Source organism: Nocardioides sp. (assembly GCF_041913365.1).
Classification (GTDB): domain Bacteria; phylum Actinomycetota; class Actinomycetes; order Propionibacteriales; family Nocardioidaceae; genus Nocardioides.
This window is the reverse complement of record NZ_JAYSFM010000002.1, coordinates 173,584-200,052: the sequence shown is the minus strand read 5'-3', so window position 1 is coordinate 200,052 and position 26,469 is coordinate 173,584. Positions and strand designations below refer to the sequence as shown.

The window sequence follows — 26,469 nt, the reverse complement described above, 5'->3', positions numbered from 1 at the left end:
ATGCCGAAGCGCACCGACATCACGAGCGTCCTGGTCATCGGCTCGGGGCCGATCATCATCGGCCAGGCCTGCGAGTTCGACTACTCCGGCACCCAGGCCTGCCGCGTGCTGCGGCAGGAGGGCCTGCGGGTCATCCTGGTCAACTCCAACCCGGCCACGATCATGACCGACCCGGAGTTCGCCGACGCGACCTACGTCGAGCCGATCACGCCCGACTACGTCGAGAAGGTCATCGCCAAGGAGCGCCCCGACGCGCTGCTCGCGACCCTCGGCGGCCAGACCGCGCTGAACTGCGCGATGGCCCTCGACAAGGCCGGCATCCTCGAGAAGTACGGCGTCGAGCTGATCGGCGCGTCCATCGACGCGATCGAGCGCGGCGAGAACCGCCAGCAGTTCAAGAAGATCGTCGAGCAGCTCGGCGGCGAGTCGGCCCGGAGCTTCATCTGCCACTCGGTCGACGACCTGCTCGCCGGCGCCGAGGAGCTCGGCTACCCGATGGTCGTCCGCCCGTCGTTCACGATGGGCGGCACCGGCTCCGGCATGGCGTACGACGAGGCGGACCTGCGCCGCATCGGCGGCGCGGGCCTGGCCGCCAGCCCGACCACCGAGGTGCTCCTCGAGGAGTCGATCCTCGGCTGGAAGGAGTACGAGCTCGAGGTCATGCGCGACCGTGCCGACAACACGGTCATCGTGTGCTCGATCGAGAACCTCGACCCGATGGGCGTGCACACCGGCGACTCGATCACGGTCGCACCGGCGATGACGCTCACCGACCGCGAGTACCAGAAGATGCGCGACCTCGCGATCGGCATCATCCGGGCGGTCGGCGTCGACACCGGTGGCTGCAACATCCAGTACGCCGTGAACCCCGCCGACGGCCGCCTCATCGTCATCGAGATGAACCCGCGCGTCTCGCGGTCCTCCGCGCTGGCGTCGAAGGCGACCGGCTTCCCGATCGCCAAGATCGCCGCGAAGGTCGCGGTCGGCTACACCCTCGACGAGATCCGCAACGACATCACCGAGGAAACCCCGGCCTCCTTCGAGCCGGCGCTGGACTACGTCGTGGTCAAGGTGCCGCGGTTCGCCTTCGAGAAGTTCCCGGAGGCCGATCCGACGCTGACCACGCACATGAAGTCGGTCGGCGAGGCGATGGCCATCGGTCGCAACTTCACCGAGGCGCTCCAGAAGGCGCTGCGCTCCCTGGAGAGCAAGCACGCGCCCTTCGACTGGCACAAGCACTTCGACGACGACCTCGCCTCGGCGGAGTCCAAGGCCGCGCTGCTCGAGCAGGTCAAGGTCCCGCACGACGGCCGGCTGAAGAAGGTCATGGACGCGATCCGTGCCGGTGCGACGCCGCAGGAGATCTTCGACGCGACGAAGATCGACCCGTGGTTCGTCGACCAGCTCGCGCTGATCAACGAGGTCGCGGTCGCGCTCATCGACGCCACCGAGCTCACCCCCGACCTGCTGCGCCTCGCCAAGCGGCACGGCTTCTCCGACGAGCAGGTCGGCCGGATCCGGGGCCTGAGCGCCGACGTGATCCGCGGCGTGCGCCACGCCCTGGGCATCCGGCCGGTCTTCAAGACGGTCGACACCTGCGCGGCCGAGTTCGCCGCCCGCACGCCCTACCACTACTCGTCCTACGACGAGGAGACCGAGGTGCAGCCGCGCGCGGAGGGCAAGGAGGCCGTGATCATCCTCGGCTCCGGGCCCAACCGCATCGGCCAGGGCATCGAGTTCGACTACTCCTGCGTGCACGCCTCGCTCGCGCTGGCCGAGGCCGGCTACGAGACGATCATGGTCAACTGCAACCCGGAGACGGTGAGCACCGACTACGACACCTCCGACCGGCTCTACTTCGAGCCGCTCACGCTGGAGGACGTCCTCGAGATCGTCCACGCCGAGCAGCAGGCCGGCCCGGTCGCCGGTGTCGTGTGCCAGCTCGGCGGCCAGACGCCGCTGGGCCTGGCGCAGGGCCTCGCCGACGCCGGGGTCCCGATCGTCGGCACCACGCCCGAGGCGATCCACCTCGCCGAGGAGCGCGGCGCCTTCGGCCGCGTGCTCGCCGACGCCGGCCTGCCGGCGCCCAAGCACGGCACCGCGACGTCGTACCCCCAGGCGCAGCGGATCGCCCACGAGATCGGCTACCCGGTCCTGGTGCGCCCGTCGTACGTCCTGGGCGGGCGCGGCATGGAGATCGTCTACGACGACGCCGCCCTCGAGCACTACCTCGAGCGCTACGTCGCCAACGGCCTGATCAACGAGCGGCAGCCGGTGCTGGTCGACCGCTTCCTCGACGACGCGGTCGAGATCGACGTCGACGCGATCTTCGACGGCGAGGAGCTCTTCCTCGGCGGCGTGATGGAGCACATCGAGGAGGCCGGCATCCACTCCGGCGACTCGTCCTGCGCGCTGCCGCCGATCACGCTGGGCCGCGAGGAGATCGACCGGATCCGCACGTCCACCGAGGCGATCGCCCGCGGGCTCGACGTCCGCGGCCTGCTCAACATCCAGTTCGCCCTCGCGTCCGACGTCCTCTACGTCCTCGAGGCCAACCCGCGCGCGTCGCGGACGGTGCCGTTCGTCTCCAAGGCGACCGCGACGCCGCTGGCCAAGGCGGCGGCCCGGGTGATGCTGGGGGAGTCGGTCGCGGACCTCCGCGTGGCCGGCGTGCTGCCGGCCAAGGGCGACGGCGGCCACCTGGCCGACGGGTCGCCCATCGCGGTGAAGGAGGCGGTCATGCCCTTCGACCGCTTCAAGACCGCCGACGGCCGCACCGTCGACGCGCTGCTCGGCCCCGAGATGCGCTCGACCGGCGAGGTGATGGGCTTCGACGCCTTCTTCGGCACGGCCTTCGCGAAGGCGCAGGCGGCAGCCTACGGCTCGCTGCCGCTGTCGGGACGTGTGTTCGTGTCGGTCGCCAACCGCGACAAGCGGCACATGATCTTCCCGGTCAAGCAGATCGCCGACATGGGCTTCGAGATCCTCGCGACCGCCGGCACGGCGGAGGTGCTGCGCCGCAACGGCGTCGTGGCCACCGTCGTGCGCAAGCAGTCCGAGGGCGAGGGGCCCGACGGCGAGAAGACCATCGTCGGCCGGATCCTCGACCGCGAGGTCGACCTGGTGATCAACACGCCGCACGGCGCCACCAGCGGCGGCTCGCCGCGTGCGGACGGCTACGAGATCCGCACCGCGGCCGTGCTCACCGACATCCCGTGCATCACCACCATCCAGGGCCTCGGCGCGGCCGTGCAGGGCCTGGAGGCGATGCGGCGCGGTGACATCGGCGTGCGCTCGCTCCAGGACTGGGCGGCCCACCTGCCGGCGGGCACGTCCGCCACGGAGGTCCCGGCCGAGTGACCGTGCGCCCCTACGACGTCCTCTTCGAGCTGGCGCTGACCCGGGTCGACCCGGAGCGGATCCACCACGCGGCGTTCCGGGCGATCCGGGCCGCCGCGCCGGTGACGAGTCGGGCGTTGCGGGTGCCGTCCGCCCCGGTCCACGCGCTGGGCCTGACGTTCCCGCACCCGCTCGGCCTGGCGGCCGGCTTCGACAAGAACGCCGTCGGGATCGACGGGCTCGCCGCGCTGGGCTTCGGTCACGTCGAGGTCGGCACGGTCACCGGGGAGGCCCAGCCGGGCAACCCGCAGCCGCGGCTGTTCCGGCTCAAGGACGACCGCGCCATCGTGAACCGGATGGGCTTCAACAACGACGGCTCGGAGGTCGTGGCGAAGAGACTTGCGGCTTGGCGGTCTCGTAACCCCCTCGTGGCTGAGGCTGCTTCGCATCACGGCCGGACCTCGTTCCTCGGTCCGCCCGTTCTGGGAGTCAACATCGGCAAGACCAAGGTCGTCCCCGAGGACGAGGCGGCCCGCGACTACGAGAAGTCCGCCGGCCTGCTCGCCCCCTACGCCGACTACCTCGTCGTCAACGTCTCGTCCCCCAACACCCCCGGACTCCGCGACCTGCAGGCCGTGGAGAAGCTCGAGCCCATCCTCAGCGCCGTACGCCGGCGCGCCGACGAGGTGCGGCCCGACCACCGGGTGCCGCTGCTGGTCAAGATCGCTCCCGACCTCAGCGACGACGACGTCGTCGCCGTGGCCGACCTCGCCCTGGCGATCGGCCTCGACGGGATCATCGCCACGAACACGACGATCAGCCGGGAGGGCCTCGCCACCCCGGCCGCCGCGGTGGAGGGGGTCGGCGCGGGAGGGCTCAGCGGTCGACCGCTCACCCAGCGGTCGGAGGACGTCGTACGCCTCCTGCGCGGGCGCGTCGGACCGGACCTCACCCTCGTCGGCGTCGGCGGCATCACCACCGTCGACGACGCCCGCCGCCGGCTCGCGGCCGGTGCGGACCTGCTCCAGGGCTACACCGCCTTCGTCTACGAGGGGCCGCTGTGGCCGCGCCGCATCGTGCGGGGGCTCACGCAGGCATGACCCAGGTCCCCGGCCCGTCGCGCGGCCCCGTCCACGTCGTGGGCGAGGTGGTGGCCACCAAGCGGATCGGTGGCTACCGGCACCTGACCCTGACCGCGCCCGGCGTCCCGGAGGCGTTCCGGCCGGGCAACTTCGTGGCGGTGAGCGTCGACGGGCACGTCGCCCGCCGCGCGCTGTGGGTGCACCGGGTCCGCGCGGCGAGCGCCTTCGGCCCGACGCTGGACGTGGTGGTGGAGGCCCGCGGTGAGGGCACCGCCTGGCTCGCCGCCCAGCCGGTGGGCGCGAAGGTCGCCGTCACCGGCCCGCTGGGACGCGCGTTCGCGCTGCCCAAGGAGGCGGTGTCCTGCCTGCTCGTGGGGGAGGGCTACGCCGCCGCGCCGCTCTTCCCGCTGGCCGAGCGGCTGCGCGAGCGCGGCTGCGCGGTCTCGCTGGTCGTCTCGGCCCCCGACGAGGCCCGCCTGCTCTCCGCCCTCGAGGCGCGCCGCTCCGCCCGGTCGGTCACGGTGCTCACCGCCGACGGCTCGATCGGCCAGCGGGGCACCGTGGCGGAGCACGTCGACGACCTGGTGCGGCGCAGCGACGCCGATGTCGTCTACGCGGCCGGGCCCACCGAGGTCCTCCGCGCCGCCGCCACTGCCGCTGAGCGCGCGGGTGCCTGGAGCCAGGTGGCGGTGGAGACCAACACGCCGTGCGGCACCGGGCTGTGCCACGGCTGCCCGCTGCCGGTCGTCGGCGAGGACGGCGTGGACCGCGTCGTCCGCGCCTGCGCCGAGGGTCCCGTGGTCCGTGGCGACCGCGTCCGCTGGGAGGCGCTGTGAGCGCGCGGGTCCCCGGCCCGGTGATGGTCGCGGCGGGGTGCGGAGGCACCGGGCGCGAGCTGGTGGCGTACTCCGGCCCCGACGGTCTCGACGGGCTGCCCTTCGTCACCCGCTCGATCACCCTCGACCCGCGTCCCGGCAGCACCGGCACCCGCCTGGTCGAGGTCCCCGGCGGGCTGGTCAACGCCGTCGGCCTGCCCAACCCCGGGCTCGAGCACTTCCTCGCCACCGAGCTGCCCTGGCTGGTCCGGGCGGGCGCGCGGGTCGTCGTCTCGGTCGCCGGCAGCACGATGGGGGAGTACGCCGACCTCGCCCGCCGGCTGAGCCGCGCCCCGGGCGTGGCCGGGCTCGAGGTCAACGTCGGCGCGCCCGACGAGGCCGGTGCCCGGCTGTTCGAGGCGCGCGAGCCCTACCACGCCGCCAGCGTGATCGCCGCCGTGCGCCGCGAGTTCCCCGCCGACCGACCTGTCCTGGCCAAGCTCCGGCCCGACGTCTCGCGGGTCGTCGAGGCGGCGCGGTCCTGCCACGAGGCCGGGGCCACGGCGATCGTGGTCGGCAACGCCGTCCCCGCAGCCTTCCCCGACGGTCGCTCAGGCGGACTGAGCGGCCCCGCGGTCGCGCCGATCGCGCTGCGGTGCGTGGCCGACGTCGGCCGCGCGCTCCCCGAGGTCCCGGTCATCGGCTGCGGCGGCGTGCACGACGTCGCCAGCGCCCGGGCGTACCTCTCCGCCGGTGCCGTCGCCGTCCAGGTCGGCACCGCGCTGCTCCACGACCCCACCACGGTGGCCCGGCTGCGGGCCTCGCTCACCGACTCCCAGGAGGAGACCCCATGACTCCCTTCGGCACCCGGCTCGCCGAGGCCATCGACGCGCGCGGCCGCTTCTGCGTGGGCATCGACCCGCACGCCGGCCTGCTGCACGACTGGGGCCTGGCCGACGACGTCGCGTCCCTGGAGCGCTTCGCCCTCACCGTGGTCGAGGCGGTCGCGCCCGTGGTGAGCGTGGTCAAGCCGCAGAGCGCGTTCTACGAGCGGTTCGGCAGCCGCGGGGTCGCCGTGCTCGAGCGGGTGATCGCCGAGTCGCGCGACGCCGGCGCTCTGGTGCTGCTCGACGTCAAGCGCGGTGACATCGGCTCCACCAGCCAGGCTTACGCCGACGCCTACCTCGACCCGTCCTCGCCGCTGGCCTCCGACGCCGTCACGGCCAGCCCCTACCTCGGCTTCGGCTCCCTCGACCCGATGGTCGAGGCCTGTCGGCAGCACGGCGGCGGCCTGTTCGTGCTCGCCCTCACGTCGAACAAGGAGGGCCCGGAGGTGCAGCACGCCCGCACCGACGGCACGACCGTCGCCGGCACGGTGCTCGGCCACCTCCGCGCGCTCAACGCGGGGGCGGAGCCGGTCGGCTCGTTCGGGGCGGTCGTCGGCGCCACTATCGGCCAGACCGCCGAGGACCTCGACATCAACGGACCGTTCCTGGTGCCCGGCTACGGCGCCCAGGGCGGCACCACGGCCGACCTCACCCGGATCTTCGGCACCGCCGCCCGGTGGGCGCTGCCGAGCTCGTCACGCGAGGTGCTGCAGGCCGGACCGGACGTCACCGCGCTGCGCGACGCCGCCAGGCGGGGCAACGACGCCGTGCAGGAGCTGGGCGCGTGAGACGGACCCACCTCCTGGCGCTGCTGGTCCCGGCCGCGCTGGCGGGCTGCTCGAGCGACCCGGCCGAGGACTACTGCCAGGCGGTGGAGGAGCACCAGGAGGCGCTCACCGAGGTCGCCGCGTCCGAGGACACCGGCGTGCTCTTCGACGCGCTCGACGCCTACGACGAGCTGCGGGCCGAGGCGCCGCGCGACATCGCCGACGACTGGGCCGCGGTCATCGAGCCGCTCCGCCAGCTCGAGGACGCGCTCGCCGACGCGGGCGTCGACCCGTCGACGTACTCCGCGGAGGAGCCGCCGGCCGACGTCTCGGAGGAGGACCGGGAGGCCATCGAGGCGGCCGCCCGAGAGGTCGGCTCGGAGCGGACCGTGACCGCGATGGGGGCGGTCGAGCAGCACGCCCTCGACGTGTGCGGCACCCCGCTGTCCCGATGAACGGACGCCGGTCCATGGCGTACGTCACCTCGGGGTGAGGTCGTCGCGGCCTCGATTGCCTGCCTCGTCGCGATCTGACTAGATTGAGCCGCACCCACCCGGACCCGAGACCCACCGAGAAGGATCGCTTTCGTGGCCTTGCCCCCTCTGACGCCTGAGCAGCGCCAGGCAGCCCTCGACAAGGCTGCGGCCTCCCGACGCGAGCGGGCCGAGGTGAAGAACCGGCTCAAGAACTCCGGCGGCTCCATCCTCGACGTGCTCCACGAGGGGCAGACCAACGAGGTCATCGGCAAGATGCGCGTCGTCGAGCTGCTCCAGTCGGTCCCCGGCCTGGGCCGGGTGCGCGCCCGCCAGGTGATGCAGCGCCTCGGCATCGCCGAGAGCCGTCGCGTGCGCGGTCTCGGCGTCAAGCAGGTCGCTGCGCTCGAGCGCGAGTTCGGTCCCGACGCGTCGTGAGCGGCACCGGAGGGGGCAACCCCAACCGCCGCTCCCGCCTGATCGTGCTCGCCGGTCCCACCGCGGTCGGCAAGGGCACCGTCGCGGCCGCGGTGCGCGAGACGCACCCCGAGGTCTGGATCTCGGTGTCCGCCACGACCCGCCCGCCGCGACCGGGCGAGGAGAACGGCGTCCACTACTGGTTCGTCTCCGACGAGGAGTTCGACCACATGGTCGAGCGGGGCGACCTGCTCGAGTGGGCCGTGGTCCACAAGGCCGCCCGCTACGGCACCCCGCGCGGCCCCGTCGAGCTGGCCCTGGCGTCCGGCCACCCCGCGATGCTCGAGATCGACCTGCAAGGCGCCCGCCAGGTCCGCGAGACGATGCCCGACGCGCTGTTCGTCTTCCTCAAGCCGCCGTCGTGGGAGGAGCTCGTACGCCGCCTCGTCGGGCGCGGCACCGAGGGGGAGGCCGAGCGGGAGCGCCGGCTCGCGACCGCTCGCGAGGAGCTCGCCGCCGAGGCGGAGTTCGACGTCACCATCGTCAACCACGAAGTTCACGCTGCCGCGGACGAGTTGGTAACCTTGATGACGGTCCAGGGCGAAGACTCGTCGCTCGACTGAGTCCGCCGGTCGATCCGGCGTGCACAGGACCCACCCGACCGCACCACCGACCAGAAGCGAGGCACGCGACCGTGGCTTCTCCCACCATCGCCGCTGAGGGCGTCACCAACCCCTCGATCGACGACCTGCTCAGCAAGACCGACAGCAAGTACAAGCTGGTGCTCTACAGCGCCCAGCGTGCTCGCCAGATCAACGCCTACTACTCGCAGCTCGGTGAGGGCCTCCTGGAGTACGTCGGCCCGCTGGTCGACACCCACGTGCAGGAGAAGCCGCTCTCGATCGCGCTCCGCGAGATCAACGACGACCTCCTCACCTGCGAGGACATCGACCCCGCCGCCGAGGCCGCAGCCGCCGAGGCCGCAGCCGGCGCGGACACGGAGTGACGCGAGCCCCTCGATGACCACTCGCGTGGTGCTGGGGGTCTCCGGCGGGATCGCGGCCTACAAGGCCTGCGAGCTGCTCCGCCGGTTCTCCGAGTCGGGGCACGACGTCACGGTCGTGCCCACCGCCGCGGCGCTGCAGTTCGTCGGCGCGCCGACCTGGGCGGCACTTTCCGGCAAGCCGGTCTCCGCCGAGGTGTGGACCGATGTGCACGAGGTGCCACACGTCCACATCGGCAAGAGCGCCGACGTGGTCGTGGTGGCCCCGGCCACTGCCGACGTCCTGGCCAAGGCCGCGCACGGCCTGGCCGACGACCTGCTCACCAACACCCTCCTCACCGCGCGCTGCCCGGTGGTGTTCGCCCCCGCGATGCACACCGAGATGTGGGAGCACCCCGCCACGCAAGCCAACGTCGCCACGCTGCGCCAGCGCGGCGCGATCGTGATCGAGCCCGCCGAGGGCCGTCTCACCGGCGCCGACACCGGCAAGGGGCGCCTGCCCGAACCGGCCGAGATCTTCGAGCTGGTGCTCGGCGTCCTCGACCGCGGTGACGCCGGCCACGACCTCGCCGGCCGCAAGGTCGTCGTCTCCGCCGGCGGCACCCGCGAGTACCTCGACCCGGTGCGCTTCCTGGGCAACCGCTCCTCGGGCCTGCAGGGCTACGCCCTCGCCCGCGCCGCCGCCGCGCGCGGCGCCCACGTCACGCTCGTGAGCGCCAACGTGTCGCTGCCCGACCCGGCCGGCGTCAGCGTCGTACGCGTGGAGACGACGGCAGAGCTGCGCGAGGCCGTCGTGGCCGCGACGGCCACCGCCGACGCCGTCGTGATGGCCGCGGCGCCCGCCGACTTCCGGCCCACCAGCGTGAGCGACGCGAAGATCAAGAAGTCCGAGGACGGGTCCGCCCCGGCCATCGAGCTGGCCCAGAACCCCGACATCCTGGCCGAGATCTCCCATGACCGGGCCCGCGAGGGCGCGGTCATCGTCGGGTTCGCGGCCGAGACCGGCGACGCGACCGGGTCGGTCCTCGACCTGGGGCGCGCCAAGCTGGCCCGCAAGGGCTGCGACCTGCTCGTCGTCAACGACGTCAGCGGGGGAGCAGTCTTCGGCAGCAGCGACAACGAGGCGGTGATCCTCGGCGCCGACGGTGGGTCCGTGGACGTGCCGCACGGCAGCAAGACCGCGCTGGCCCACGTGATCTGGGACGAGGTGTCTCGCCGATTCGTTGGCTGAGACATACGTCCCGGATGCTGGTCAGCAGGTACGTTTTGACCGAACCGAACGACTGAAAGAAGCGAGTGACGACGTGGCTGGACGCCTCTTTACCTCCGAGTCCGTGACCGAGGGTCACCCGGACAAGATCGCCGACCGCATCAGCGACTCGGTGCTCGACCACCTGATGGCCGAGGACCCCGACAAGGCCAACCTGCGCGTGGCCGTCGAGACACTGCTGACCACCGGCCTCGTCGTGGTCGCCGGCGAGGTGCGCACCACGGCCTACGCCCCCGTGGCCGACATCGTCCGCAAGGCGATCCTCGACATCGGCTACGACTCCTCCGAGAAGGGCTTCGACGGAGCCTCGTGCGGCGTCCAGGTTGCCATCGGCGCCCAGTCCTCCGACATCGCCGCCGGTGTCGACGCCGGTCACGAGTCCCGCGTCGGCGACTCCGACGACGAGCTCGACAAGCGCGGTGCCGGCGACCAGGGCCTGATGTTCGGCTACGCCTGCGACGACACCCCCGAGCTGATGCCGCTGCCGATCACCATCGCCCAGCGCCTCGCCCAGCGCCTGACCGAGGTCCGCAAGGACGGCACGCTCGCCTACCTGCGTCCCGACGGCAAGACCCAGGTCACCATCGAGTACGACGAGGACGACCGCCCGGTGCGCATCGACACCGTCGTCCTCTCGACCCAGCACGACGCCGACGTCGAGCACGCCACGCTCGAGGCCGACATCAAGCAGCACGTGATCGACCCGGTCCTCGCGACGTTCGACATCCCCTCCGACGGCTACCGGATGCTGGTCAACCCGACCGGCACCTTCGTCATCGGCGGCCCGATGGGCGACGCCGGCCTCACCGGCCGCAAGATCATCGTCGACACCTACGGCGGCATGGCCCGCCACGGTGGTGGTGCCTTCTCGGGCAAGGACCCGTCGAAGGTCGACCGCTCGGCCGCCTACGCCATGCGCTGGGTCGCCAAGAACGTCGTCGCCGCGGGCCTGGCCCGTCGCTGCGAGGCCCAGGTCGCCTACGCCATCGGCAAGGCCGCGCCCGTCGGTGTCTTCATCCAGACCTTCGGCACCGGTGTCGTGGCGGACGAGAAGATCCAGGACGCCGTCCTCGAGGTCTTCGACCTCCGTCCGGCCGCGATCATCCGCGACCTCGACCTGCTGCGCCCGATCTACGCCGAGACCTCGGCCTACGGCCACTTCGGTCGCGAGCTGCCCGGGTTCACCTGGGAGACCACCGACCGCGCCGACAAGCTGAAGGCCGCTGCGGGCATCTGATCCACAGGCGCCCGCCCGCCGCCCACGGCGGTCGGTGGCCGCTGACAGAATCGCCGCATGACCTCACGCGAAGCCCCGGAAGCAGACATGCTCCCGGGGCTTCGTGCTGCGGTGGACGACGCCCGGGTCAAGGCCGCGGCGACCCGCCGGCGCAAGGCCGCCTCGTGGGAGCCCGCCGACACCGACCCGGTCGCCCGGGTCCTCGTCGACATCGCCCTGGCGCACCTCGACCGTCCCTTCGACTACGCCGTCCCGCGAGCGATGGCCGCGACGGCCGTGCCGGGAGCGCGGGTCAAGGTGCGCTTCGCCGGGCAAGACGTCGACGGTTTCGTCGTCGGGCGGGGCACCGAGACCGACCACACCGGCCGGCTCCAACCGCTGCGCCGGGTGGTCAGCCCCGAGCCGGTCCTCGCGCCCGAGATCGTGGCCCTGAGCGCGACCCTCGCCCGCCACTACGCCGGCGCCCGGTCCGACGTGCTGCGCCTGGCCGTGCCGCCGCGGCACGCCGCCACGGAGAAGGACGAGTCCCCGGCGGCGCCGTCCTTCGTCGGGGCGACGCCGCGTGCCTGGGGGCAGGTCGAGCACGCCGATGCCTTCCTGCGTCGGCTGGGCGGTGGCGAGTCGCCCCGCGCCGTGTGGTCCGCCGCCCCCGGCGACGACTGGCCGGCGATGGTCGCGGAGGTGGTGGCGGTGACGTACGCCGCCGGGCGGGGCGTGCTGGTGTGCGTCCCCGACCGCCGCGACGTGGCCCGCGTCGACGCCGCCCTGACCGAGGTGCTGGGCGAGGGCCACCACGTGTGCCTGACCGCCGAGGGCGGTCCCGCGCGGCGCTACCGCGACTTCCTGGCCGTCTCGCGCGGGGCGCGCCGGGTGGTCGTCGGCACCAGGTCGGCGGCCTTCGCCCCGGTGCACGACCTCGGCCTGGTGGTGATCTGGGACGACGGCGACGACCTGCACGCCGAGCCCCGCGCCCCCTATCCCCACACCCGCGAGGTGCTCCTCGCCCGGTCCGAGCAGCAGGGCACGGCGGCCATCCTGGGCGGCGTCGCCCGCACTCCGGAGGCCCAGCAGCTCCTCGCGACCGGTTGGGCGCACGAGCTCGCCGTGCCGCGGGAGGTCCTGCGGCAGCGGGTGCGGGTCGAGGCGGTCCCGGCCGAGGACCGCTCGGTGGGCACCCGCGTCCCGCGGGCGGCGTACGACGCCATCCGCCGCGGTCTGGAGTCCGGACCCGTGCTCGTCCAGACGCCCCGCGCCGGCTATGCCGCGTCGCTCGCCTGCGACACCTGCCGGGCGCCGGCGCGATGCAGCGCGTGCACCGGCCCGCTGGCGGTCGGCGGGCCCGCCGAGCCACCGCACTGCCGGTGGTGCGGCCACGCCGAGATGGCCTGGGCGTGCCCGACCTGCGGGGGCCGCGGGCTGCGGGCCCCGGTGCGGGGCGAGGCGCGGACGGCCGAGGAGCTGGGCCGGATGTTCGCCGGCACGACCGTGCGCAGCTCGAGCGGCGAGCGGGTCGTCGAGGAGGTCACCGGCAGTCCCGACATCGTGGTGGCGACGGTGGGGGCCGAGCCGGTGGCAGCGGGCGGCTACGCCGCCGTGGTCCTGCTCGACACGTGGCTCAGCCTGGCCCGCGACGACCTCCGCGCCGCCGAGGAGGCGCTGAGGCGCTGGCTCAACGGAGCCGCGCTGGTGCGGCCAGGAGGGCACGTGGTGGCGGTCGGGGACCCTGCCCACCCCGCCCTGCAGGCGCTGGTGCGCTGGGACCCAGCCGGCTTCGCGCGGCGTGAGGTGGAGGAGCGGGTGCAGGCCCACCTGCCACCCGCGGCGCGGCTGGCGACGGTGACCGGCGACCTGGGCGCCCTCGACGACGTCCTCCACCTCCTCGACCTCCCCGCGGAGGCGGAGGTGCTCGGCCCCGTCCCGGTCGACGACGAGCAGCGAGTGCTGCTGCGCGTCCCGTGGTCGCGGGGAGACGCCCTCTCGCAGGCGCTCGGCGACCTCCAGCGCGTCCGATCGGCCCGCAAGCTCGACCCCGTCCGGATCCAGGTCGACCCGCTCAGCATCTAGCGCGGCTGTGGGCCCGGCGGACGCGTCCCTAGACTTGGGCGTTCCCGTCCGCCGTCCAGGTCCCAGCCGTCTCGAAGGAGATCCGTGGCCGTCCAGCCCATCCGCCTCTTCGGCGATCCCGTCCTGCGCCAGCGCGCGGTCGAGGTCGACAGCTTCGACAAGGAGCTCGAGCGGCTCGTCACCGACCTCACCGACACCATGCTGGCCGCCCCGGGCGCCGGGCTCGCGGCGCCGCAGATCGGCGTCGGGCTGCGGGTCTTCACCTGGAACGTCCAGGGCGAGGTCGGCCATCTGGTGAACCCGACGCTCCAGCTCTCCGACGAGACCCAGGACGGCGCCGAGGGCTGCCTGTCGCTGCCCGAGCTGACCTACGACTGCCTGCGGGCGCTGTCGGTGGTGGCGACCGGCTTCGACGTGCACGGCGAGCCGCTGCGGATCGAGGCTTCCGAGCTGCTCGCCCGCGCGATGCAGCACGAGACCGACCACCTCGACGGGATCCTCTTCATCGACAAGCTCGACACCGAGGCCCGCAAGGCGGCGATGAAGGAGATCCGCGAGTCCGACTGGTTCGGTCTGGAGCGGCCCACCGTCCGGGTCAGCCCCCACAACACGTTCGGGCTCGGCCTCTGATGCGGGTCGTGTTCGCCGGCACCCCCGAGGTCGCCGTGCCCGCCCTCGACGCGATCGCCGCGAGCCGGCACGAGCTCGTCGGTGTCGTCACCCGGCCCGATGCCCCGTCTGGACGCGGCCGCCGGCTGGTGGCGAGCCCGGTCGCGCAGCGTGCGGAGGAGCTCGGTGTGCCGGTGCTGAAGCCGGAGCACCCGCGCGACGCGGACTTCCAGGCGGCCCTCGCCGCGCTGCGCCCCGACGCCTGCCCCGTGGTGGCGTACGGCGCCCTGCTGCCGCAGTCCGCGCTCGACCTGGCGCCCCACGGCTGGATCAACCTGCACTTCTCGGTGCTCCCCGCCTGGCGCGGCGCGGCGCCGGTCCAGCACTCGCTGTGGGCGGGTGACGAGGTGACCGGGGCGACGACGTTCCGGATCGTCAAGGAGCTCGACGCCGGGCCGGTGTTCGGGGTGATGACCGAGCGGATCCGCCCCGGCGACACCGCGGGCGACCTGCTCGCCCGCCTCGCGGAGGGCGGCGCCGGCCTGCTGGTGCAGACCCTCGACGGGATCGAGGACGGCTCGCTCGAGGCGAGGGAGCAGCCCGCGGACGGGGTGTCGTACGCCCCCAAGATCCTCGTCGACGACGCCCGGGTCGACTGGACGCACCCGGCCGTCGGCGTGGACCGCCAGGTCCGGGCCTGCACGCCTGCGCCGGGAGCGTGGAGCACCTTCGAGGGCGAGCGGATCAAGATCGGCCCACTGGTGCACACCGACCGGCCCGCGCTCGAGCCCGGCGTCCTCGAGGTCACCAAGAACGCCGTCTTCGTGGGCACCGCCACCACGCCGTTGCAGCTCGGCGAGGTCAAGGCGTTCGGGAAGAAACAGATGCCGGCCGCCGACTGGGCCCGCGGGGTCCGGCTCGAGTCCGGCGCCCGTCTCGGCGACGAGGGCCCGTCATGAGCACCGCCAGGCCCGCGCGGCCCGAGGACGTCGACGAGATCTGCGGCTCGCTGCCGGAGACCGAGCTCGGCATCTCCTGGGGCGACCGACCGACCTGGAAGGTGCCGCGCGGCGACAAGGGCAAGGGGTTCGTCCTCTACCGCGCCCCCCACAAGACGGCGGTGGACCCCGCGACAGGGGAGATGTACGACGACCTCCTGGTGATCGTCACGCCCACCGAGGCGGAGAAGCACGCGCTCGTCGAGGACGAGCACACGCCGTTCTTCACCATCGACCACTTCAACGGCTACAGCGCCGTCCTCGTCCAGCAGTCCCGGCTCGGTGAGATCGGGCGCGACGAGCTCGTCGAGATCATCACCGAGGCGTGGGCCACCAAGGCGCCCAGGCGGCTGGTGCGGGAGCACTTCGGTGACTGAGCGCCGTCGCCCGGTGGACCGTCCGCGGCGCGCGGCGCTCGACGTGCTGACCGCGGTGCGGGCCGACGAGGCCTACGCCAACCTGGTGCTGCCGCAGGTGCTGCGCAAGCACCGCCTCGAGGGCCGCGACGCGGGCCTGGCCACGGAGCTCGCCTCCGGCGCGATCCGGATGCAAGGCCTCTACGACCCGGTCATCGACGCCTGCCTCACCAAGCCCCGGCTCCAGCCCGAGGTGCGCGACGTGCTGCGCCTCGGCGTGCACCAGCTGCTCTCGATGCGCGTCCCCGACCACGCCGCGATCTCGACGAGCGTCGACCTCGTGCGCGCCACGGTCGGCCAGGGTCCGGCCGGCCTGGTCAACGCCGTGCTGCGCAAGGTCGCCCGGCGCGACCGGGGGGACTGGGTGGCCGAGGTGGCCCCCGACCGCGACACCGACCCGCACGGACACCTCGCAGTCGCCCAGTCGCACCCGCAGTGGGTCGTCGAGGCGCTCGCCGAGGCCCTTGGCGGCGACAACGAGCTGGAGGCCCTACTCGCCGCGGACAACGCGGCCCCGCGCGTGACCCTCGTCGCCCGGCCCGGATTGGCGGAGGTCGGCGAGCTGGAGGCGGCCGGCGCCGTCCGCACCAGCCTGTCGCCGTACGGCGCCGTGCTCCCGGGCGGCGACCCCTCCGGGATCCCGGCCGTGGCCGAGGGTCGTGCCGGGGTGCAGGACGAGGGGTCCCAGCTGGTCGCGCTGGCGATGGCCGACGCGCCGTTGCAGGGGCGTGACCAGCGCTGGCTGGACCTCTGCGCCGGCCCGGGGGGCAAGGCAGCGCTGTTGGCCGCCCTCGCCAGCGAGCGCGGCGCCCGGCTCGTTGCCAACGAGCGCCAGCCGCACCGTGCCGCGCTGGTGGCGTCGGCACTGCGCGCCGTCCCGTCGGCGTCCACCCACGTCGTCGCCGGCGACGGCACCCGTCCGGCCTGGGTGCCGGGCACCTTCGACCGCGTCCTGGTCGACGCGCCGTGCACCGGTCTCGGCGCCCTGCGGCGACGCCCGGAGTCGCGCTGGCGACGGAGCCCGGACGACCTCGACGTGCTGGTCGCCCTCCAGAAGGTGCTGCTCGACTCGGCGATCGACTCCGTCCGCCCGGGCGGGGTGGTCGTCTACGCGACGTGCTCACCGGTGCTCGCAGAGACCTCGGGGGTGGTGTCGGCCGTCCTGGCGTCCCGCGGCGACACCGAGGAGGTCGACCGCTTCCAGCTCTGGCCCCACCGCGAGGGGACGGACGCGATGTTCGCCGCGACCCTGCGACGGCGCCCGCTCGCCTGAGGAGAGCCGGTCGGCGGCGTTCAGGCAGTACGAAGAATTGGTCATCTCCGTGTCACCTGTTCACAACGTTGGCGTACCCGCGCATGATGGGGTGCAGCACGGTGCACCGGAGGGGCGTGCCGCGCGACGGGGAGAGAAGACGAAGCATGCGGGTGCGGTCCACGCTCATGACGGTCGCTGCGGGTGCGCTGCTGTGCGCACTGCCGGTGGCGCCCGCCCACGCCGACGGCGTCGAGACGTTGACCGGCCCGGCCACGGGTGACTCCGACGTCTACCTGACCTACGTCGACTGCACCGACCTCTTCCGCCCCGGGACGGCACCGGCCTCCCGCCTCAACCTCGGGCCCTTCGACGCACCGATGGGCCGACGGTCGCTCGGCCTGGTGCCGGGCAGCGGGGGCACCGCCTCCGGTCCCGTCGTCTGGTTCGACTCCCTCGCGTCGATGGAGTCGAGCTTCTCGGTCGCCTCGACCGGCGGCAGCACCGGCACGTCGTACGTCCTGGTCATCACGTCCGACACGCCTGCGCGTGCCGCCTGGCTGGCCCGCACCTCGCTGACGGTGCCGAGCGGCGGGTGGACCCGCGTGTCCGCGGCGTCGCTCACCTACGACTGGACGCTCGTCGACCTGGGCTCCCACGCGCCGCTGTCGTCCGGTGGCACCGCGACGGCAGCCGAGTTCGCCGCCGCCCACGGCGACGGCAGGGGCCTGGTGGTGAGCGGCTTCGGCTGCGACGGCGGCGCCTTCAACCTCGACGCCGTCCAGGGTGCCGGCTCGACCTTCGACTTCGAGGGCGTCGCCCTCAGCACGTCGCTGTCCGCCGACCGGGCGAGGGCCGCGTCGGGTGACTCCGTGACGCTCACCGGTCGCGTGACCGACGGGCACTCCCGCGTCACCGGTGACCCCCTCGTGCTCGAGTCGCGTGTGCCCGGCGGTCAGTGGAAGGCCGTCGGCGATCAGGTGCTGGCCGGCACCGACGGCCTGATCCACGTCGACGTGGCCGTCACCGAGACCACGGAGTTCCGCTGGCACCGCCCCGAGAGCCAGTACGCCGACGAGGGCTGGTCCGACGCGGTGACCGTCACCGTCGCGCCCGCCGAGCCTGAGACGCCGACCGAAACCCCGTCCGAGACGCCGAGCGAGAAGCCGACCCCGTAGCAAGGCTCGCCCCGGCTAGGCTCCTCGACATGCCGTCGCCCTTCACCGAGATCGAGGTCGAGGGCCGCGTCGTCAAGGTGACCAACCCCGATCGCGTCTACTTCCCGGAGAGCGGAGCGACCAAGCTCGACCTGGTCGACTACTACCTCTCCGTCGGGGACGGCATCGTCAACGCACTGTTCGAGCGCCCGTGCATGCTGCACCGGTTCCCGAAGGGCCTGGCGGGGGAGAAGGTGCACCAGAAGCGGCTGCCCGCCGGCGCCCCGGACTGGGTCGAGACCGTCCAGCTGTTCTTCCCCCGGTGGAAGCGCACCGCCGACGAGCTGTGCGTGACCGAGCTCGGCAGCGTGATCTGGGCGGTGCAGATGTCGACCGTGGAGTTCCACCCGTGGAACAGCCGGCGGCACGACACCGAGAAGCCCGACGAGTGGCGCATCGACCTCGACCCCGGCCCGCAGTGCGACTGGGCGACCGTCCAGCGGGTCGCACACGTCGCCCACGAGGTGCTCGACGAGCTCGGCGCCGTCGGGTTCCCCAAGACCAGCGGCGGCTCGGGCCTGCACGTCTACGTGCGGATCCCGCCGGACCACGGTTTCCAGGACGTACGCCGCGGAGCGCTGGCGTTCGCACGGGAGGTGGAGCGACGGGCCGGGGGAGAGGTGACCACCGCGTGGTGGCGCAAGGACCGGGATCCCGCCCAGCTGTTCGTCGACTACAACCAGAACGCCCGCGACCACACCATCGCGGCGGCGTACTCCGTGCGCGGGGTCCCTGAGGCGCGCGTCTCGGCGCCGATCCGGTGGGACGAGGTCGACGACTGCACGCCCGACGACTTCACCATCTTCACGATGCCGGAGCGCTACGCCGACCTCGGCGACCTCCACGCCGACATCGACGGGCACCCGTTCGACATCGCGCCGCTCCTGGAGTGGGCCGAGCGCGACGAGGCCGAGGGCGAGGAGACGCCCGACCTCGAGGAGGAGTAGCCGAGCACTCAGCCCAGGCACAGGTCGCGCTCATCGTCCTCTCACGATGGCCACCTAGGTTCGGGGCATGTCGCAGCAGACCCCCGCCACCCCGCGCACCGACCGGGTCGCCGTCGTCGTGAACACCGCCTCCCGCCGGGGTGCCCGCGTCCTGCCGCTGGTCGAGAAGGCCCTGCGCGGTGTCGCCGACGAGGTCACCGTCCGACCGGTGCACGGCGGCCTCGAGCTCCTCGAGGCCCTGTCCGCCGCCGTCGACGACGCACCCGACCTGCTGGTGGCCGGGGGCGGGGACGGCACCATCGGCTGCGCGGCGGAGATGGTGGCCCACACACGCACCCGCCTCGGTGTGCTCCCGCTCGGCACGGCCAACGACTTCGCGAGGACGCTGGAGATCCCCACCGGCCTCGTCGAGGCCGTGGACACCCTCGTCACGGGCAAGGTGGTGGACGTCGACCTGGGACGCGTCGAGGGGCGTGCCTACCTCAACGTGGCCTCAGTCGGCCTCTCGGTTGCGGTGACCCAGCGGCTGACGCCGGGCCTGAAGAGGCGGCTCGGTCGCTTCGCCTACCCGGCGGCCACTCTCGCGGCGTACCGCTCGCACCGCCCGTTCGCGGCCCGGCTCGAGCTCGACGACGGCACGGTCCTGGAGCTGTCGGACCTCATGCAGGTCGCGGTCGGCAACGGTCGCCACTACGGCGGCGGGCTCACGGTCGCGCCCCAGGCGTCGATCGACGACCACCTCCTCGACGTCTACGCCGTGGAGCAGGGGCGGCTGCGCGACCACGTCTCGGTCGCCCGGCTGCTGCGCACCGGCCACCTGGTCGAGCACGAGCGGGTCCACCACGTCACCGCCCGCCGCCTCCGCCTGGTCACCGACGAGCCGCTGCCGGTCAACGTCGACGGCGAGATCGCAGCCACGACCACGGCGACGTTCGAGGTCGACCGCAACGCCCTCCACGTGGTGGTGCCTGCCCACAGCCGTGCCGCCCGCCTGGACGGGACCGGGAGTCCCTAGGATCGACCCGTGGGCATCCAGATCACGCCGAGCATCCTCAACGCCGACCTGTCGCGCCTGGCCGACGAGGTCGCCCGGATCCCCAGCGCCGACTGGGTGCACGTCGACGTGATGGACAACCACTTCGTCCCCAACCTCACGCTCGGCCTGCCGGTCATCGAGGCACTGAGCAGGCACGCCTCGCAGCCGCTCGACGCGCACCTCATGATCGAGGACGCCGACCGGTGGGCACCGGCGTACGCCGAGGCCGGGTGCGGGTCGGTGACGTTCCACGCCGAGGCCGCCAAGGCCCCGGTCCGGCTGGCGCGGGAGATCCGGGCCCAGGGTGCCCGGGCCTCGATGGCGCTCAAGCCCGCGACGCCGATCGAGCCCTACGAGGCGCTGCTGCCCGAGCTCGACATGGTGCTCATCATGACCGTCGAGCCCGGCTTCGGCGGCCAGAAGTTCCTCGACCTGTGCCTGCCCAAGATCCGCACCGCGCGCGAGCTGATGCGCAAGCACGGCGTCGAGACGTGGCTCCAGGTCGACGGCGGGGTCTCGCTGGAGACCATCGAGCGCTGCGCCGAGGCCGGCGCCGACGTCTTCGTGGCGGGCTCGGCGGTCTACTCCGCGGACGACCCGGACGCGATGGTGCGCGAGCTGAAGGCGAAGGCCGAGGCGGCAGGCGCCTGATGGCCGAGTCGGTGTGGGACTACCCGCGGCCGCCGCGGGTCGAGCCGAGCCGTGAGCACGTCAGGGTCACCCACGCCGGCGTCGTCGTCGCCGACACCACCGCGAGCCTGCGGGTGCTGGAGACCAGCCACCCGCCGACGTACTACCTGCCGCGGTCGGCGTTCGCCGACGGCGTGCTGCGGCCCGCCGAGGGCGTCTCGTGGTGCGAGTGGAAGGGCCAGGCTGCCTACCTCGACCTGGTCGTCGGCGAAGCGGTGGTGCCGGCGGTGGCGTGGACCTACCCGACGCCGTCGAAGGGCTTCGAGGCGCTGGTGGACCACGTCGCGCTCTACCCGGGGCGTGTCGAGGAGTGCACCGTCGACGGCGAGGTCGTGCAGCCGCAGCCCGGCAGCTTCTACGGCGGCTGGATCACCTCGCGGGTCACCGGGCCCTTCAAGGGCGCTCCGGGCACCTCGGGCTGGTAGCTGCTCAGTGCAGCCCGCGGTCGTCGGTCTGCTGGCTCCTCAGGTGCGACCCGTGACGGCGCTGCCGGTCCACCCGCCGTTCGTCGGCCAGCATCCGCTCACCCTCGAGCTCGTCACCCAGGGACTGGGCCCGCTCGAGCCGCGCGGCCCACTCCTCGTGCTCACGGGCGATGTCGTCCAGCCGGGCGTCGGGTACGACGATCGCGTCGCCCTCGGCGCGCAGCCCGGGCACCACCACCGCGAGCCCCTCGGCCTCCCACGCCGTCAGGGGGCGGGTCAGCCGGATCTTCACGGGATAGCGCCGGCGGTCGACGTCGGCCGGGTCGACGGCCAGCTCCACGATCCCGAGCTCGGTCTTGTGCTTGCGTCGCATGGACATCGAGGTCGTCCCCTCACCGGGGTCGGTCGACCCCGTCCCCTCGAGTCGAGCACCTGCGGAGGTCGTCGGCCATGGGGTCCCGACCCCATGCCGCGCGTGATCAGCCTGCGAAGAGCGTCAGCCGCTGCCGGATGATCTTGCGGCGCAGCACCACGCGGCGCTTGCCGTCGTTGCCGATCCGCAGCCGGTCGAGCTCCCAGCCGCCGTGCTCGGCACGCTCCACGAGCATCCGGGTCACCACGTTGCGGGAGAAGTCCTTGGGCAGCACGAGGGTCTCGAACTCCCACTCGACGCCCCGCCCGGGTGGGCGGCGCTGCATCCGGGCCATCGACGACCTCCTCCGTTCCCTCAGTCTGCCGACACGTCGTCGAGCGCGTCGACGATCTCCGCAGGAAGTGCCAGCTCCTCCACGCCCAACGCGCCCTTGAGCTGTGCGGCGGTGCGAGCGCCCACGATCGGTGAGGTGACCCCGGGCCGGTCGCGGACCCAGACCAGTGCCACCTCCAGCGGCGACCAGCCGAGGCCGTCGGCGGCGCGGGCCACCGCCTCCACGATCCCGCGACCACGCTCGTCGAGGTAGGCGCCGACGAACCGGGCGAAGTGCTCGGTCGCGGCGCGCGAGTCGGACGGCGTACCGGTGCGGTACTTGCCGGTGAGCACGCCCCGGCCGAGTGGTGACCACGGCAGGATGCCGAGGCCGAGCGCCCGGGCGGCCGGCACGACCTCGTGCTCGACCTGGCGGTTGAGCAGGGAGTACTCGACCTGGGTGGAAGCCAGGGGAGTGCGCCCGGGGACCGCCCGCTGCCAGGTCGCGGCCTGCGCGGTCTGCCACCCGGTGTAGTTGGAGATGCCGACGTAGGAGGCCCGACCGGACGACACGGCGAGGTCGAGCGCGGAGAGGGTCTCCTCGACGGGCGTCTCGTCGGTCCACACGTGCACCTGCCACAGGTCGACGTGGTCGACGCCGAGGCGCTTGAGCGAGGCGTCGAGGGTGGAGAGCAGGGTGCCGCGGGAGGTGTCGGTGACGCGCTCGCCGGTGCGTCGCGAGATCCCGGCCTTGGTGGCCAGCACGACCTCGTCGCGCGCGACCACGTCGCCGATGAGTGAGCCGATCAGCTCCTCGCTCGCACCGTCGCCGTAGCCGGCGGCGGTGTCGAGGAGCGTCCCGCCCGCCTCGGCGAAGGAGATGAGCTGGTCGCGGGCCTCGTGCTCGTCGGTGTCACGGCCCCACGTCATGGTGCCGAGGCCGAGGCGGGAGACCTTCAGACCGGTGGCGCCGAGCGAACGCTGCTGCATGGAGGTGAGAGTAGCCACGGGTCCTGCACGGACGAGCACGGACGCGCCCGTAGGCTCCTGCCCTGTGATCGATCTCCTCAAGGCCGTGGTCCTCGGCATCATCCAGGGGCTGACCGAGTTCCTGCCGATCTCGAGCAGCGCGCACCTGCGGATCTTCCCCGAGCTCTTCGGCTGGGGCGACCCCGGCGCGGCCTTCACCGCGGTCATCCAGATCGGCACCGAGCTCGCGGTGCTGATCTACTTCCGCAAGGACATCTGGCGCATCGGGAGCGCGTGGGTGCGCTCGCTCTTCCAGCCGGAGTTCCGCGGGACGCTCGACTCCCGGATGGGCTGGTTCATCATCGTCGGCTCGCTGCCCATCGTGGTGCTCGGCGTGCTGCTCAAGGACGTCATCGAGCGCGACTTCCGCAACCTCTGGATCATCGGCTGCACGCTCATCGTGCTGGGCGTCGTCCTGGGCGTCGCGGACCGCGTGGGCCGGACCGACCGGGCGCTCGGGAAGATCACCCTCAAGGACGCCGCCCTGATGGGAGCCGCGCAGGCACTGGCCCTGATCCCCGGCGTCTCCCGCTCGGGCGCGACGATCTCGATGGGCCGCTTCCTCGGCTTCGAGCGCGAGGCGGCCACCCGCTTCGCCTTCCTGCTCGCCATCCCCGCGGTGGTCGGCGCCGGCCTGTTCGAGCTCAAGGAGATCCCGCACGGCCACAACGACTTCGGCTGGGGCCCGACGATCACCGCCACCGTGGTGTCGTTCGTCGTCGGGTACGCCGCCATCGCCTGGCTGCTGCGCTACGTCAGCACGCGGTCGTACACGCCCTTCGTCGTCTACCGGATCCTGCTCGGCGCCGGCACGCTCATCCTGCTCGGCGCAGGCGTGCTGACCGCCTGACGGCGCCCTTTCGAAACGTGTCGACCAGCAGCGCCAGCGCGAGCACCTGCGTGAGTGCGACCACGACGACGAGGGCGAGCAGCGAGCGCTCGTAGAGCCAGCCGGCGCCGACCCCGCCGACGATCGCGAACATCCCCTGGATGCCCGCGAAGACGCCGTACGCCGTCGCGCGCCGCGGCGCCTCGACCAGGTCGGCGACCACGGCCTTGACCGTGGAGTCCTGCACACCCTGGGCGAAGCCCCACGCCACCACCCCGGCCAGGACCGCGACCAGCGCCGACCCGAGCGCCAGCGCCGGCACGAGGGCGACCAGGACGGGGACCAGCAGCAGGACCCGGGTGCCGGTGCGGTCGTAGACCGAGCCCACGAGCAGTGCGGCCAGCGCCTCGACCGCCATCGCGGCGGCGTACACGACCGGGACGGCCGCGACGGGGACCAGCCCCTCGACAGTGAGGTGGTAGCCGATGATCCCGAAGGTCACCAGGGCACCGGTCGTGAGCGACGCGGCGACGGCGTAGCGGAAGAAGTCGCCGGAGAGGCCTGCGCCGACGGCCTCGGCCCACCAGCCGCGGCGCTCGGCGGGGGCGTCGTCGGCGACGATCGGCTGCTCGTCGTACACGCCGGGGTCGGGGACCCGCCTGCGCAGCGTGAGCAGCAGGACCATGGCGATCGCGCCAGGCACGGCCAGGACGGCCATGCCCCACCAGAGGGACGCGACGCCGACCACACCGGCGACGAGGAGCGGGCCGGCGAAGGCACCGACCTGGTCCAGCGCCTTGTGCACGCCGAACCCGCGACCGCGGCCCACCGCTGCGGCCACGTGTGCCAGGAGCGCCGACTTCGACGGCGACCGCACCGCCTTGCCGAGCCGCTCGAGCAGGATCATCGTCGCCGCGAAGGCGATGCCGGCTGCGCCCAGCCGTGGCGCGAGCGCGAGGAGCGGTACGCAGGCCGCGGTCAGGCCGTAGCCGACGATCGTCAGTGACCAGTAGCGGCCGGTGCGGTCCGCGATCGGGCCGAAGGCGAGGCGCAGCACGAGGGCCACCGCCTCGCCCGCACCTGTGACCAGCCCGACCACGACCGCGGAGGCGCCGAGCGCGGCCAGCAACGGGCCGTAGACCGACCGGGCCCCCTCGTAGACCATGTCGGCCGCCAGGCTGACGAAGCCGAACCACCACACCACGCGCCAGGCGGAGGGGGCCGCCCTGGTCGGGGCGGCACCGCTCACAGCCACCCGGACTTCTTGAACCAGGCGAACAACCCGCCCACGATCCCGGCCATCAGCAGGAGCGCGAACGGGTAGCCGTAGGTCCAGTGCAGCTCGGGCATGTGGTCGAAGTTCATGCCGTACACCCCCGCCACCAGCGTGGGCACGACGACCAGCGCGGCGCCGGCGGAGATCTTGCGCATGTCCTCGTTCTGCTGGACCGAGATCCGGGCGAGGTGCGCGTCGAAGGCCGTCGACAGCAGCTGGTCGAGGTTGTCGATGACCTCCGCGACCCGCTGGAGGTGGTCGGCCACGTCCCGGAAGTACGTCGCCGTGTCGGCGGTGATCCGACTGTCGATGCCCATCGCGAACTTGCGCATCGGCTCACGCAGCGGCAGCACGGCGCGGCGCACCTCCGCGATCTCGCGCTTGAGGACGTAGATCCGGGTGGAGTCGTTGGTGCGCGCGGGGGAGAAGACGGACTCCTCGACCTCGTCGACGTCCTCCTCCAGGGCCGCGCCGACCCGCTCGTACTCGTCGACCACCCGGTCGCAGATGGCGTAGAGCACCGCCATAGGGCCGTGCTCGAGGACCTTGGCGCGGTGCTCGAGGTCGCGGCGGGAGGCGGCCAGGTCGATGCCCTCGCCGTGCCGGACCGTCACGACGAAGTCGGGCCCGACGAACATGTTGATCTCGCCCGTCTCGACCGCGTCCTCCTCGTCGACGTACCAGAGGGTCTTGAGCACGAGGAACAACGTGTCGTCGTAGCGCTCGAGCTTGGGCCGCTGGTGCGAATCCCCGGCGTCCTCCACCGCGAGCGGGTGCAGGTCGAAGGTCCGGGCGATGAGCTGCAGCTCCTCGGCGCTCGGGTCGTGGATCCCGATCCACTGGAAGTCGCCCGGGTCGCACGGGATCCGTGCGTAGCCGAGGCTCTGGTCGTCCCCTGCGCCCAGCGGCACCCGGCGGCCGTCGTGGTAGAGCGCGTTGTCGACGATCACGCGCTCAGGCTAGTCCCACTAACCTCCCGTCCTATGGCAACCGTCATCCTCGTCCGACACGGTCGTTCGTCGGCCAACACCGCCGGTGTGCTGGCCGGCCGCACGCCGGGCGTCCACCTCGACGACACGGGGGTGCAGCAGGCCGGGGCCGTCGGCGACCGGCTCGCCGGCGTACGCCTCGCCGCCGCGGTCACCAGCCCGCTGGAGCGGTGCCGGGAGACCGCGAAGGAGATCACGTCCCGCCAGTCCGCGCCACTGCGCGCGAGCACGGAGAAGCAGCTCTCCGAGTGCGACTACGGCGAGTGGCAGGGCCGCCCGATCAAGGAGCTGGCCCGGGAGAAGCTCTGGAAGACGGTCCAGGCCCAGCCGTCGGCCGTGACGTTCCCCGGCGGGGAGTCGATGCGGGCGATGCAGGACCGCGCGGTGGCGGCCGTGCGCCGTCACGACGCCCGGGTCACGGCCGAGCACGGCGACGACGCCGTCTGGCTCGCGGTCAGCCACGGCGACCTGATCAAGTCGATCCTCGCCGACGCGCTCGGCAGCCACCTCGACCTGTTCCAGCGCATCCACGTCGACCCCGGCTCGGTGTCGATCATCCGCTACGGCGAGACGCGACCCTTCGTGCTCGGCACCAACACCCACGCCGGTGACCTGTCGTGGCTGACCCCGCCGAGGAAGGCGCGCAACCGGCGCCGTGGGGACGCAGAGGTGGGCGGGGGAGCGGGCCCCGCGACCCAGACAGGGAGGTCCTAGGGT

General features: G+C 73.1%; 28 protein-coding genes. 23 read left to right on the top strand and 5 right to left on the bottom strand.

Annotated elements, in window-relative coordinates:
* The 21 genes from carB (at position 1) to ACE3QY_RS05890 (ending at position 20,944) form a co-directional block, all read left to right on the top strand.
* On the top strand, positions 1-3,360 hold the full coding sequence (carB, locus tag ACE3QY_RS05990; RefSeq protein WP_374455095.1) for a carbamoyl-phosphate synthase large subunit: 3,360 nt from the start codon (positions 1-3) through the stop codon (positions 3,358-3,360).
* Positions 3,357-4,439 carry a quinone-dependent dihydroorotate dehydrogenase gene (locus ACE3QY_RS05985; protein WP_374455094.1) on the top strand — a complete coding sequence of 361 codons (1,083 nt, stop codon included), beginning with the start codon at positions 3,357-3,359 and terminating at the stop codon, positions 4,437-4,439. The genes carB and ACE3QY_RS05985 overlap by 4 nt, the downstream gene beginning before the upstream one ends.
* Positions 4,436-5,257, top strand: a complete 822-nt coding sequence (locus tag ACE3QY_RS05980; RefSeq protein WP_374455093.1) for a hypothetical protein — start codon at positions 4,436-4,438, stop codon at positions 5,255-5,257. The genes ACE3QY_RS05985 and ACE3QY_RS05980 overlap by 4 nt, the downstream gene beginning before the upstream one ends.
* Positions 5,254-6,090 carry a tRNA-dihydrouridine synthase gene (locus ACE3QY_RS05975; RefSeq protein ID WP_374455092.1) on the top strand — a complete coding sequence of 279 codons (837 nt, stop codon included), beginning with the start codon at positions 5,254-5,256 and terminating at the stop codon, positions 6,088-6,090. The genes ACE3QY_RS05980 and ACE3QY_RS05975 overlap by 4 nt, the downstream gene beginning before the upstream one ends.
* Positions 6,087-6,911: an orotidine-5'-phosphate decarboxylase gene (pyrF, locus tag ACE3QY_RS05970; RefSeq protein ID WP_374455091.1), complete on the top strand. Its 825-nt coding sequence runs from the start codon at positions 6,087-6,089 to the stop codon at positions 6,909-6,911. Before ACE3QY_RS05975 ends, pyrF begins: the two co-directional genes overlap by 4 nt.
* A complete protein-coding gene (locus tag ACE3QY_RS05965) occupies positions 6,908-7,345 on the top strand; it encodes a hypothetical protein (RefSeq protein WP_374455090.1) in 438 nt (145 codons plus the stop codon). The genes pyrF and ACE3QY_RS05965 overlap by 4 nt, the downstream gene beginning before the upstream one ends.
* 132 nt (positions 7,346-7,477) lie before the next feature.
* Positions 7,478-7,801 carry an integration host factor, actinobacterial type gene (mihF, locus tag ACE3QY_RS05960; protein ID WP_310252650.1) on the top strand — a complete coding sequence of 108 codons (324 nt, stop codon included), beginning with the start codon at positions 7,478-7,480 and terminating at the stop codon, positions 7,799-7,801.
* Positions 7,798-8,403 carry a guanylate kinase gene (gene gmk, locus ACE3QY_RS05955; RefSeq protein WP_374455089.1) on the top strand — a complete coding sequence of 202 codons (606 nt, stop codon included), beginning with the start codon at positions 7,798-7,800 and terminating at the stop codon, positions 8,401-8,403. Before mihF ends, gmk begins: the two co-directional genes overlap by 4 nt.
* Before the next feature lie 71 nt (positions 8,404-8,474).
* Positions 8,475-8,786: a DNA-directed RNA polymerase subunit omega gene (gene rpoZ / locus ACE3QY_RS05950; RefSeq protein WP_374455088.1), complete on the top strand. Its 312-nt coding sequence runs from the start codon at positions 8,475-8,477 to the stop codon at positions 8,784-8,786.
* Positions 8,787-8,799: 13 nt separating this feature from the next.
* Entirely contained in the window at positions 8,800-10,014 is a 1,215-nt protein-coding gene (gene coaBC, locus ACE3QY_RS05945; RefSeq protein WP_374455087.1) for a bifunctional phosphopantothenoylcysteine decarboxylase/phosphopantothenate--cysteine ligase CoaBC, read from the top strand.
* A 73-nt stretch (positions 10,015-10,087) separates the two neighbouring features.
* On the top strand, positions 10,088-11,290 hold the full coding sequence (metK, locus tag ACE3QY_RS05940) for a methionine adenosyltransferase (protein ID WP_374455086.1): 1,203 nt from the start codon (positions 10,088-10,090) through the stop codon (positions 11,288-11,290).
* A gap of 57 nt (positions 11,291-11,347) precedes the next feature.
* Positions 11,348-13,354 (top strand): primosomal protein N', encoded by a 2,007-nt coding sequence (locus ACE3QY_RS05935; protein WP_374455085.1) that lies wholly within the window; start codon positions 11,348-11,350, stop codon positions 13,352-13,354.
* A gap of 84 nt (positions 13,355-13,438) precedes the next feature.
* Positions 13,439-13,984, top strand: a complete 546-nt coding sequence (gene def / locus ACE3QY_RS05930) for a peptide deformylase (protein ID WP_374455084.1) — start codon at positions 13,439-13,441, stop codon at positions 13,982-13,984.
* The gene (fmt, locus tag ACE3QY_RS05925; RefSeq protein WP_374455083.1) at positions 13,984-14,922 is read left to right on the top strand and encodes a methionyl-tRNA formyltransferase; all 939 of its coding nucleotides are present in this window, start codon (positions 13,984-13,986) and stop codon (positions 14,920-14,922) included. The genes def and fmt overlap by 1 nt, the downstream gene beginning before the upstream one ends.
* Positions 14,919-15,338 (top strand): MmcQ/YjbR family DNA-binding protein, encoded by a 420-nt coding sequence (locus tag ACE3QY_RS05920; protein ID WP_374455082.1) that lies wholly within the window; start codon positions 14,919-14,921, stop codon positions 15,336-15,338. The genes fmt and ACE3QY_RS05920 overlap by 4 nt, the downstream gene beginning before the upstream one ends.
* Positions 15,331-16,650 (top strand): RsmB/NOP family class I SAM-dependent RNA methyltransferase, encoded by a 1,320-nt coding sequence (locus ACE3QY_RS05915; RefSeq protein ID WP_374455081.1) that lies wholly within the window; start codon positions 15,331-15,333, stop codon positions 16,648-16,650. The genes ACE3QY_RS05920 and ACE3QY_RS05915 overlap by 8 nt, the downstream gene beginning before the upstream one ends.
* Before the next feature lie 146 nt (positions 16,651-16,796).
* Positions 16,797-17,807 (top strand): hypothetical protein, encoded by a 1,011-nt coding sequence (locus tag ACE3QY_RS05910; RefSeq protein WP_374455080.1) that lies wholly within the window; start codon positions 16,797-16,799, stop codon positions 17,805-17,807.
* 29 nt (positions 17,808-17,836) lie between these two features.
* Positions 17,837-18,793, top strand: coding sequence for a non-homologous end-joining DNA ligase (gene ligD / locus ACE3QY_RS05905; RefSeq protein ID WP_374455079.1), 957 nt, complete (start codon positions 17,837-17,839; stop codon positions 18,791-18,793).
* Between the two features lie 67 nt (positions 18,794-18,860).
* Positions 18,861-19,808: a lipid kinase gene (locus ACE3QY_RS05900; protein ID WP_374455078.1), complete on the top strand. Its 948-nt coding sequence runs from the start codon at positions 18,861-18,863 to the stop codon at positions 19,806-19,808.
* A gap of 9 nt (positions 19,809-19,817) precedes the next feature.
* The gene (rpe, locus tag ACE3QY_RS05895) at positions 19,818-20,480 is read left to right on the top strand and encodes a ribulose-phosphate 3-epimerase (RefSeq protein WP_374455077.1); all 663 of its coding nucleotides are present in this window, start codon (positions 19,818-19,820) and stop codon (positions 20,478-20,480) included.
* A complete protein-coding gene (locus ACE3QY_RS05890) occupies positions 20,480-20,944 on the top strand; it encodes a DUF427 domain-containing protein (RefSeq protein WP_374455076.1) in 465 nt (154 codons plus the stop codon). The genes rpe and ACE3QY_RS05890 overlap by 1 nt, the downstream gene beginning before the upstream one ends.
* 4 nt (positions 20,945-20,948) lie before the next feature.
* Here ACE3QY_RS05890 and ACE3QY_RS05885 read toward each other — a convergent pair whose 3' ends face one another.
* The 3 genes from ACE3QY_RS05885 to ACE3QY_RS05875 form a co-directional block, all read right to left on the bottom strand.
* On the bottom strand, positions 20,949-21,323 hold the full coding sequence (locus ACE3QY_RS05885; RefSeq protein WP_374455075.1) for a hypothetical protein: 375 nt from the start codon (positions 21,321-21,323) through the stop codon (positions 20,949-20,951).
* Between the two features lie 100 nt (positions 21,324-21,423).
* A complete protein-coding gene (locus ACE3QY_RS05880) occupies positions 21,424-21,651 on the bottom strand; it encodes a DUF5703 family protein (protein ID WP_374455074.1) in 228 nt (75 codons plus the stop codon).
* A 20-nt stretch (positions 21,652-21,671) separates the two neighbouring features.
* Complete coding sequence (locus tag ACE3QY_RS05875; protein ID WP_374455073.1) at positions 21,672-22,619, bottom strand: aldo/keto reductase; 948 nt, start codon at positions 22,617-22,619, stop codon at positions 21,672-21,674.
* Positions 22,620-22,686: 67 nt separating this feature from the next.
* Between ACE3QY_RS05875 and ACE3QY_RS05870 the strand changes: the two genes are divergently transcribed.
* On the top strand, positions 22,687-23,508 hold the full coding sequence (locus ACE3QY_RS05870) for an undecaprenyl-diphosphate phosphatase (RefSeq protein ID WP_374455548.1): 822 nt from the start codon (positions 22,687-22,689) through the stop codon (positions 23,506-23,508).
* Here ACE3QY_RS05870 and ACE3QY_RS05865 read toward each other — a convergent pair.
* Entirely contained in the window at positions 23,474-24,742 is a 1,269-nt protein-coding gene (locus tag ACE3QY_RS05865; protein ID WP_374455072.1) for an MFS transporter, read from the bottom strand. The genes ACE3QY_RS05870 and ACE3QY_RS05865 overlap by 35 nt on opposite strands.
* Complete coding sequence (corA, locus tag ACE3QY_RS05860) at positions 24,733-25,713, bottom strand: magnesium/cobalt transporter CorA (RefSeq protein ID WP_374455071.1); 981 nt, start codon at positions 25,711-25,713, stop codon at positions 24,733-24,735. The genes ACE3QY_RS05865 and corA overlap by 10 nt, the downstream gene beginning before the upstream one ends.
* 33 nt (positions 25,714-25,746) lie before the next feature.
* Between corA and ACE3QY_RS05855 the strand changes: the two genes are divergently transcribed.
* Positions 25,747-26,466, top strand: coding sequence for a histidine phosphatase family protein (locus ACE3QY_RS05855; protein WP_374455070.1), 720 nt, complete (start codon positions 25,747-25,749; stop codon positions 26,464-26,466).
* Positions 26,467-26,469: the final 3 nt, after the last annotated feature.

What these genes read in the sequence shown, in the direction of transcription:
- carB (WP_374455095.1), top strand. Translation starts at nt 1, where the DNA reads ATGCCGAAGCGCACCGACATCACGAGCGTCCTGGTCATCGGCTCGGGG.
- ACE3QY_RS05980 (WP_374455093.1), top strand. Translation starts at nt 4,436, where the DNA reads ATGACCCAGGTCCCCGGCCCGTCGCGCGGCCCCGTCCACGTCGTGGGC.
- pyrF (WP_374455091.1), top strand. Translation starts at nt 6,087, where the DNA reads ATGACTCCCTTCGGCACCCGGCTCGCCGAGGCCATCGACGCGCGCGGC.
- coaBC (WP_374455087.1), top strand. Translation starts at nt 8,800, where the DNA reads ATGACCACTCGCGTGGTGCTGGGGGTCTCCGGCGGGATCGCGGCCTAC.
- ACE3QY_RS05935 (WP_374455085.1), top strand. Translation starts at nt 11,348, where the DNA reads ATGACCTCACGCGAAGCCCCGGAAGCAGACATGCTCCCGGGGCTTCGT.
- fmt (WP_374455083.1), top strand. Translation starts at nt 13,984, where the DNA reads ATGCGGGTCGTGTTCGCCGGCACCCCCGAGGTCGCCGTGCCCGCCCTC.
- ACE3QY_RS05920 (WP_374455082.1), top strand. Translation starts at nt 14,919, where the DNA reads ATGAGCACCGCCAGGCCCGCGCGGCCCGAGGACGTCGACGAGATCTGC.
- ACE3QY_RS05910 (WP_374455080.1), top strand. Translation starts at nt 16,797, where the DNA reads ATGCGGGTGCGGTCCACGCTCATGACGGTCGCTGCGGGTGCGCTGCTG.
- ligD (WP_374455079.1), top strand. Translation starts at nt 17,837, where the DNA reads ATGCCGTCGCCCTTCACCGAGATCGAGGTCGAGGGCCGCGTCGTCAAG.
- ACE3QY_RS05900 (WP_374455078.1), top strand. Translation starts at nt 18,861, where the DNA reads ATGTCGCAGCAGACCCCCGCCACCCCGCGCACCGACCGGGTCGCCGTC.
- ACE3QY_RS05890 (WP_374455076.1), top strand. Translation starts at nt 20,480, where the DNA reads ATGGCCGAGTCGGTGTGGGACTACCCGCGGCCGCCGCGGGTCGAGCCG.
- ACE3QY_RS05885 (WP_374455075.1), bottom strand. Translation starts at nt 21,323, where the DNA reads ATGTCCATGCGACGCAAGCACAAGACCGAGCTCGGGATCGTGGAGCTG.
- ACE3QY_RS05880 (WP_374455074.1), bottom strand. Translation starts at nt 21,651, where the DNA reads ATGGCCCGGATGCAGCGCCGCCCACCCGGGCGGGGCGTCGAGTGGGAG.
- ACE3QY_RS05875 (WP_374455073.1), bottom strand. Translation starts at nt 22,619, where the DNA reads ATGCAGCAGCGTTCGCTCGGCGCCACCGGTCTGAAGGTCTCCCGCCTC.
- ACE3QY_RS05855 (WP_374455070.1), top strand. Translation starts at nt 25,747, where the DNA reads ATGGCAACCGTCATCCTCGTCCGACACGGTCGTTCGTCGGCCAACACC.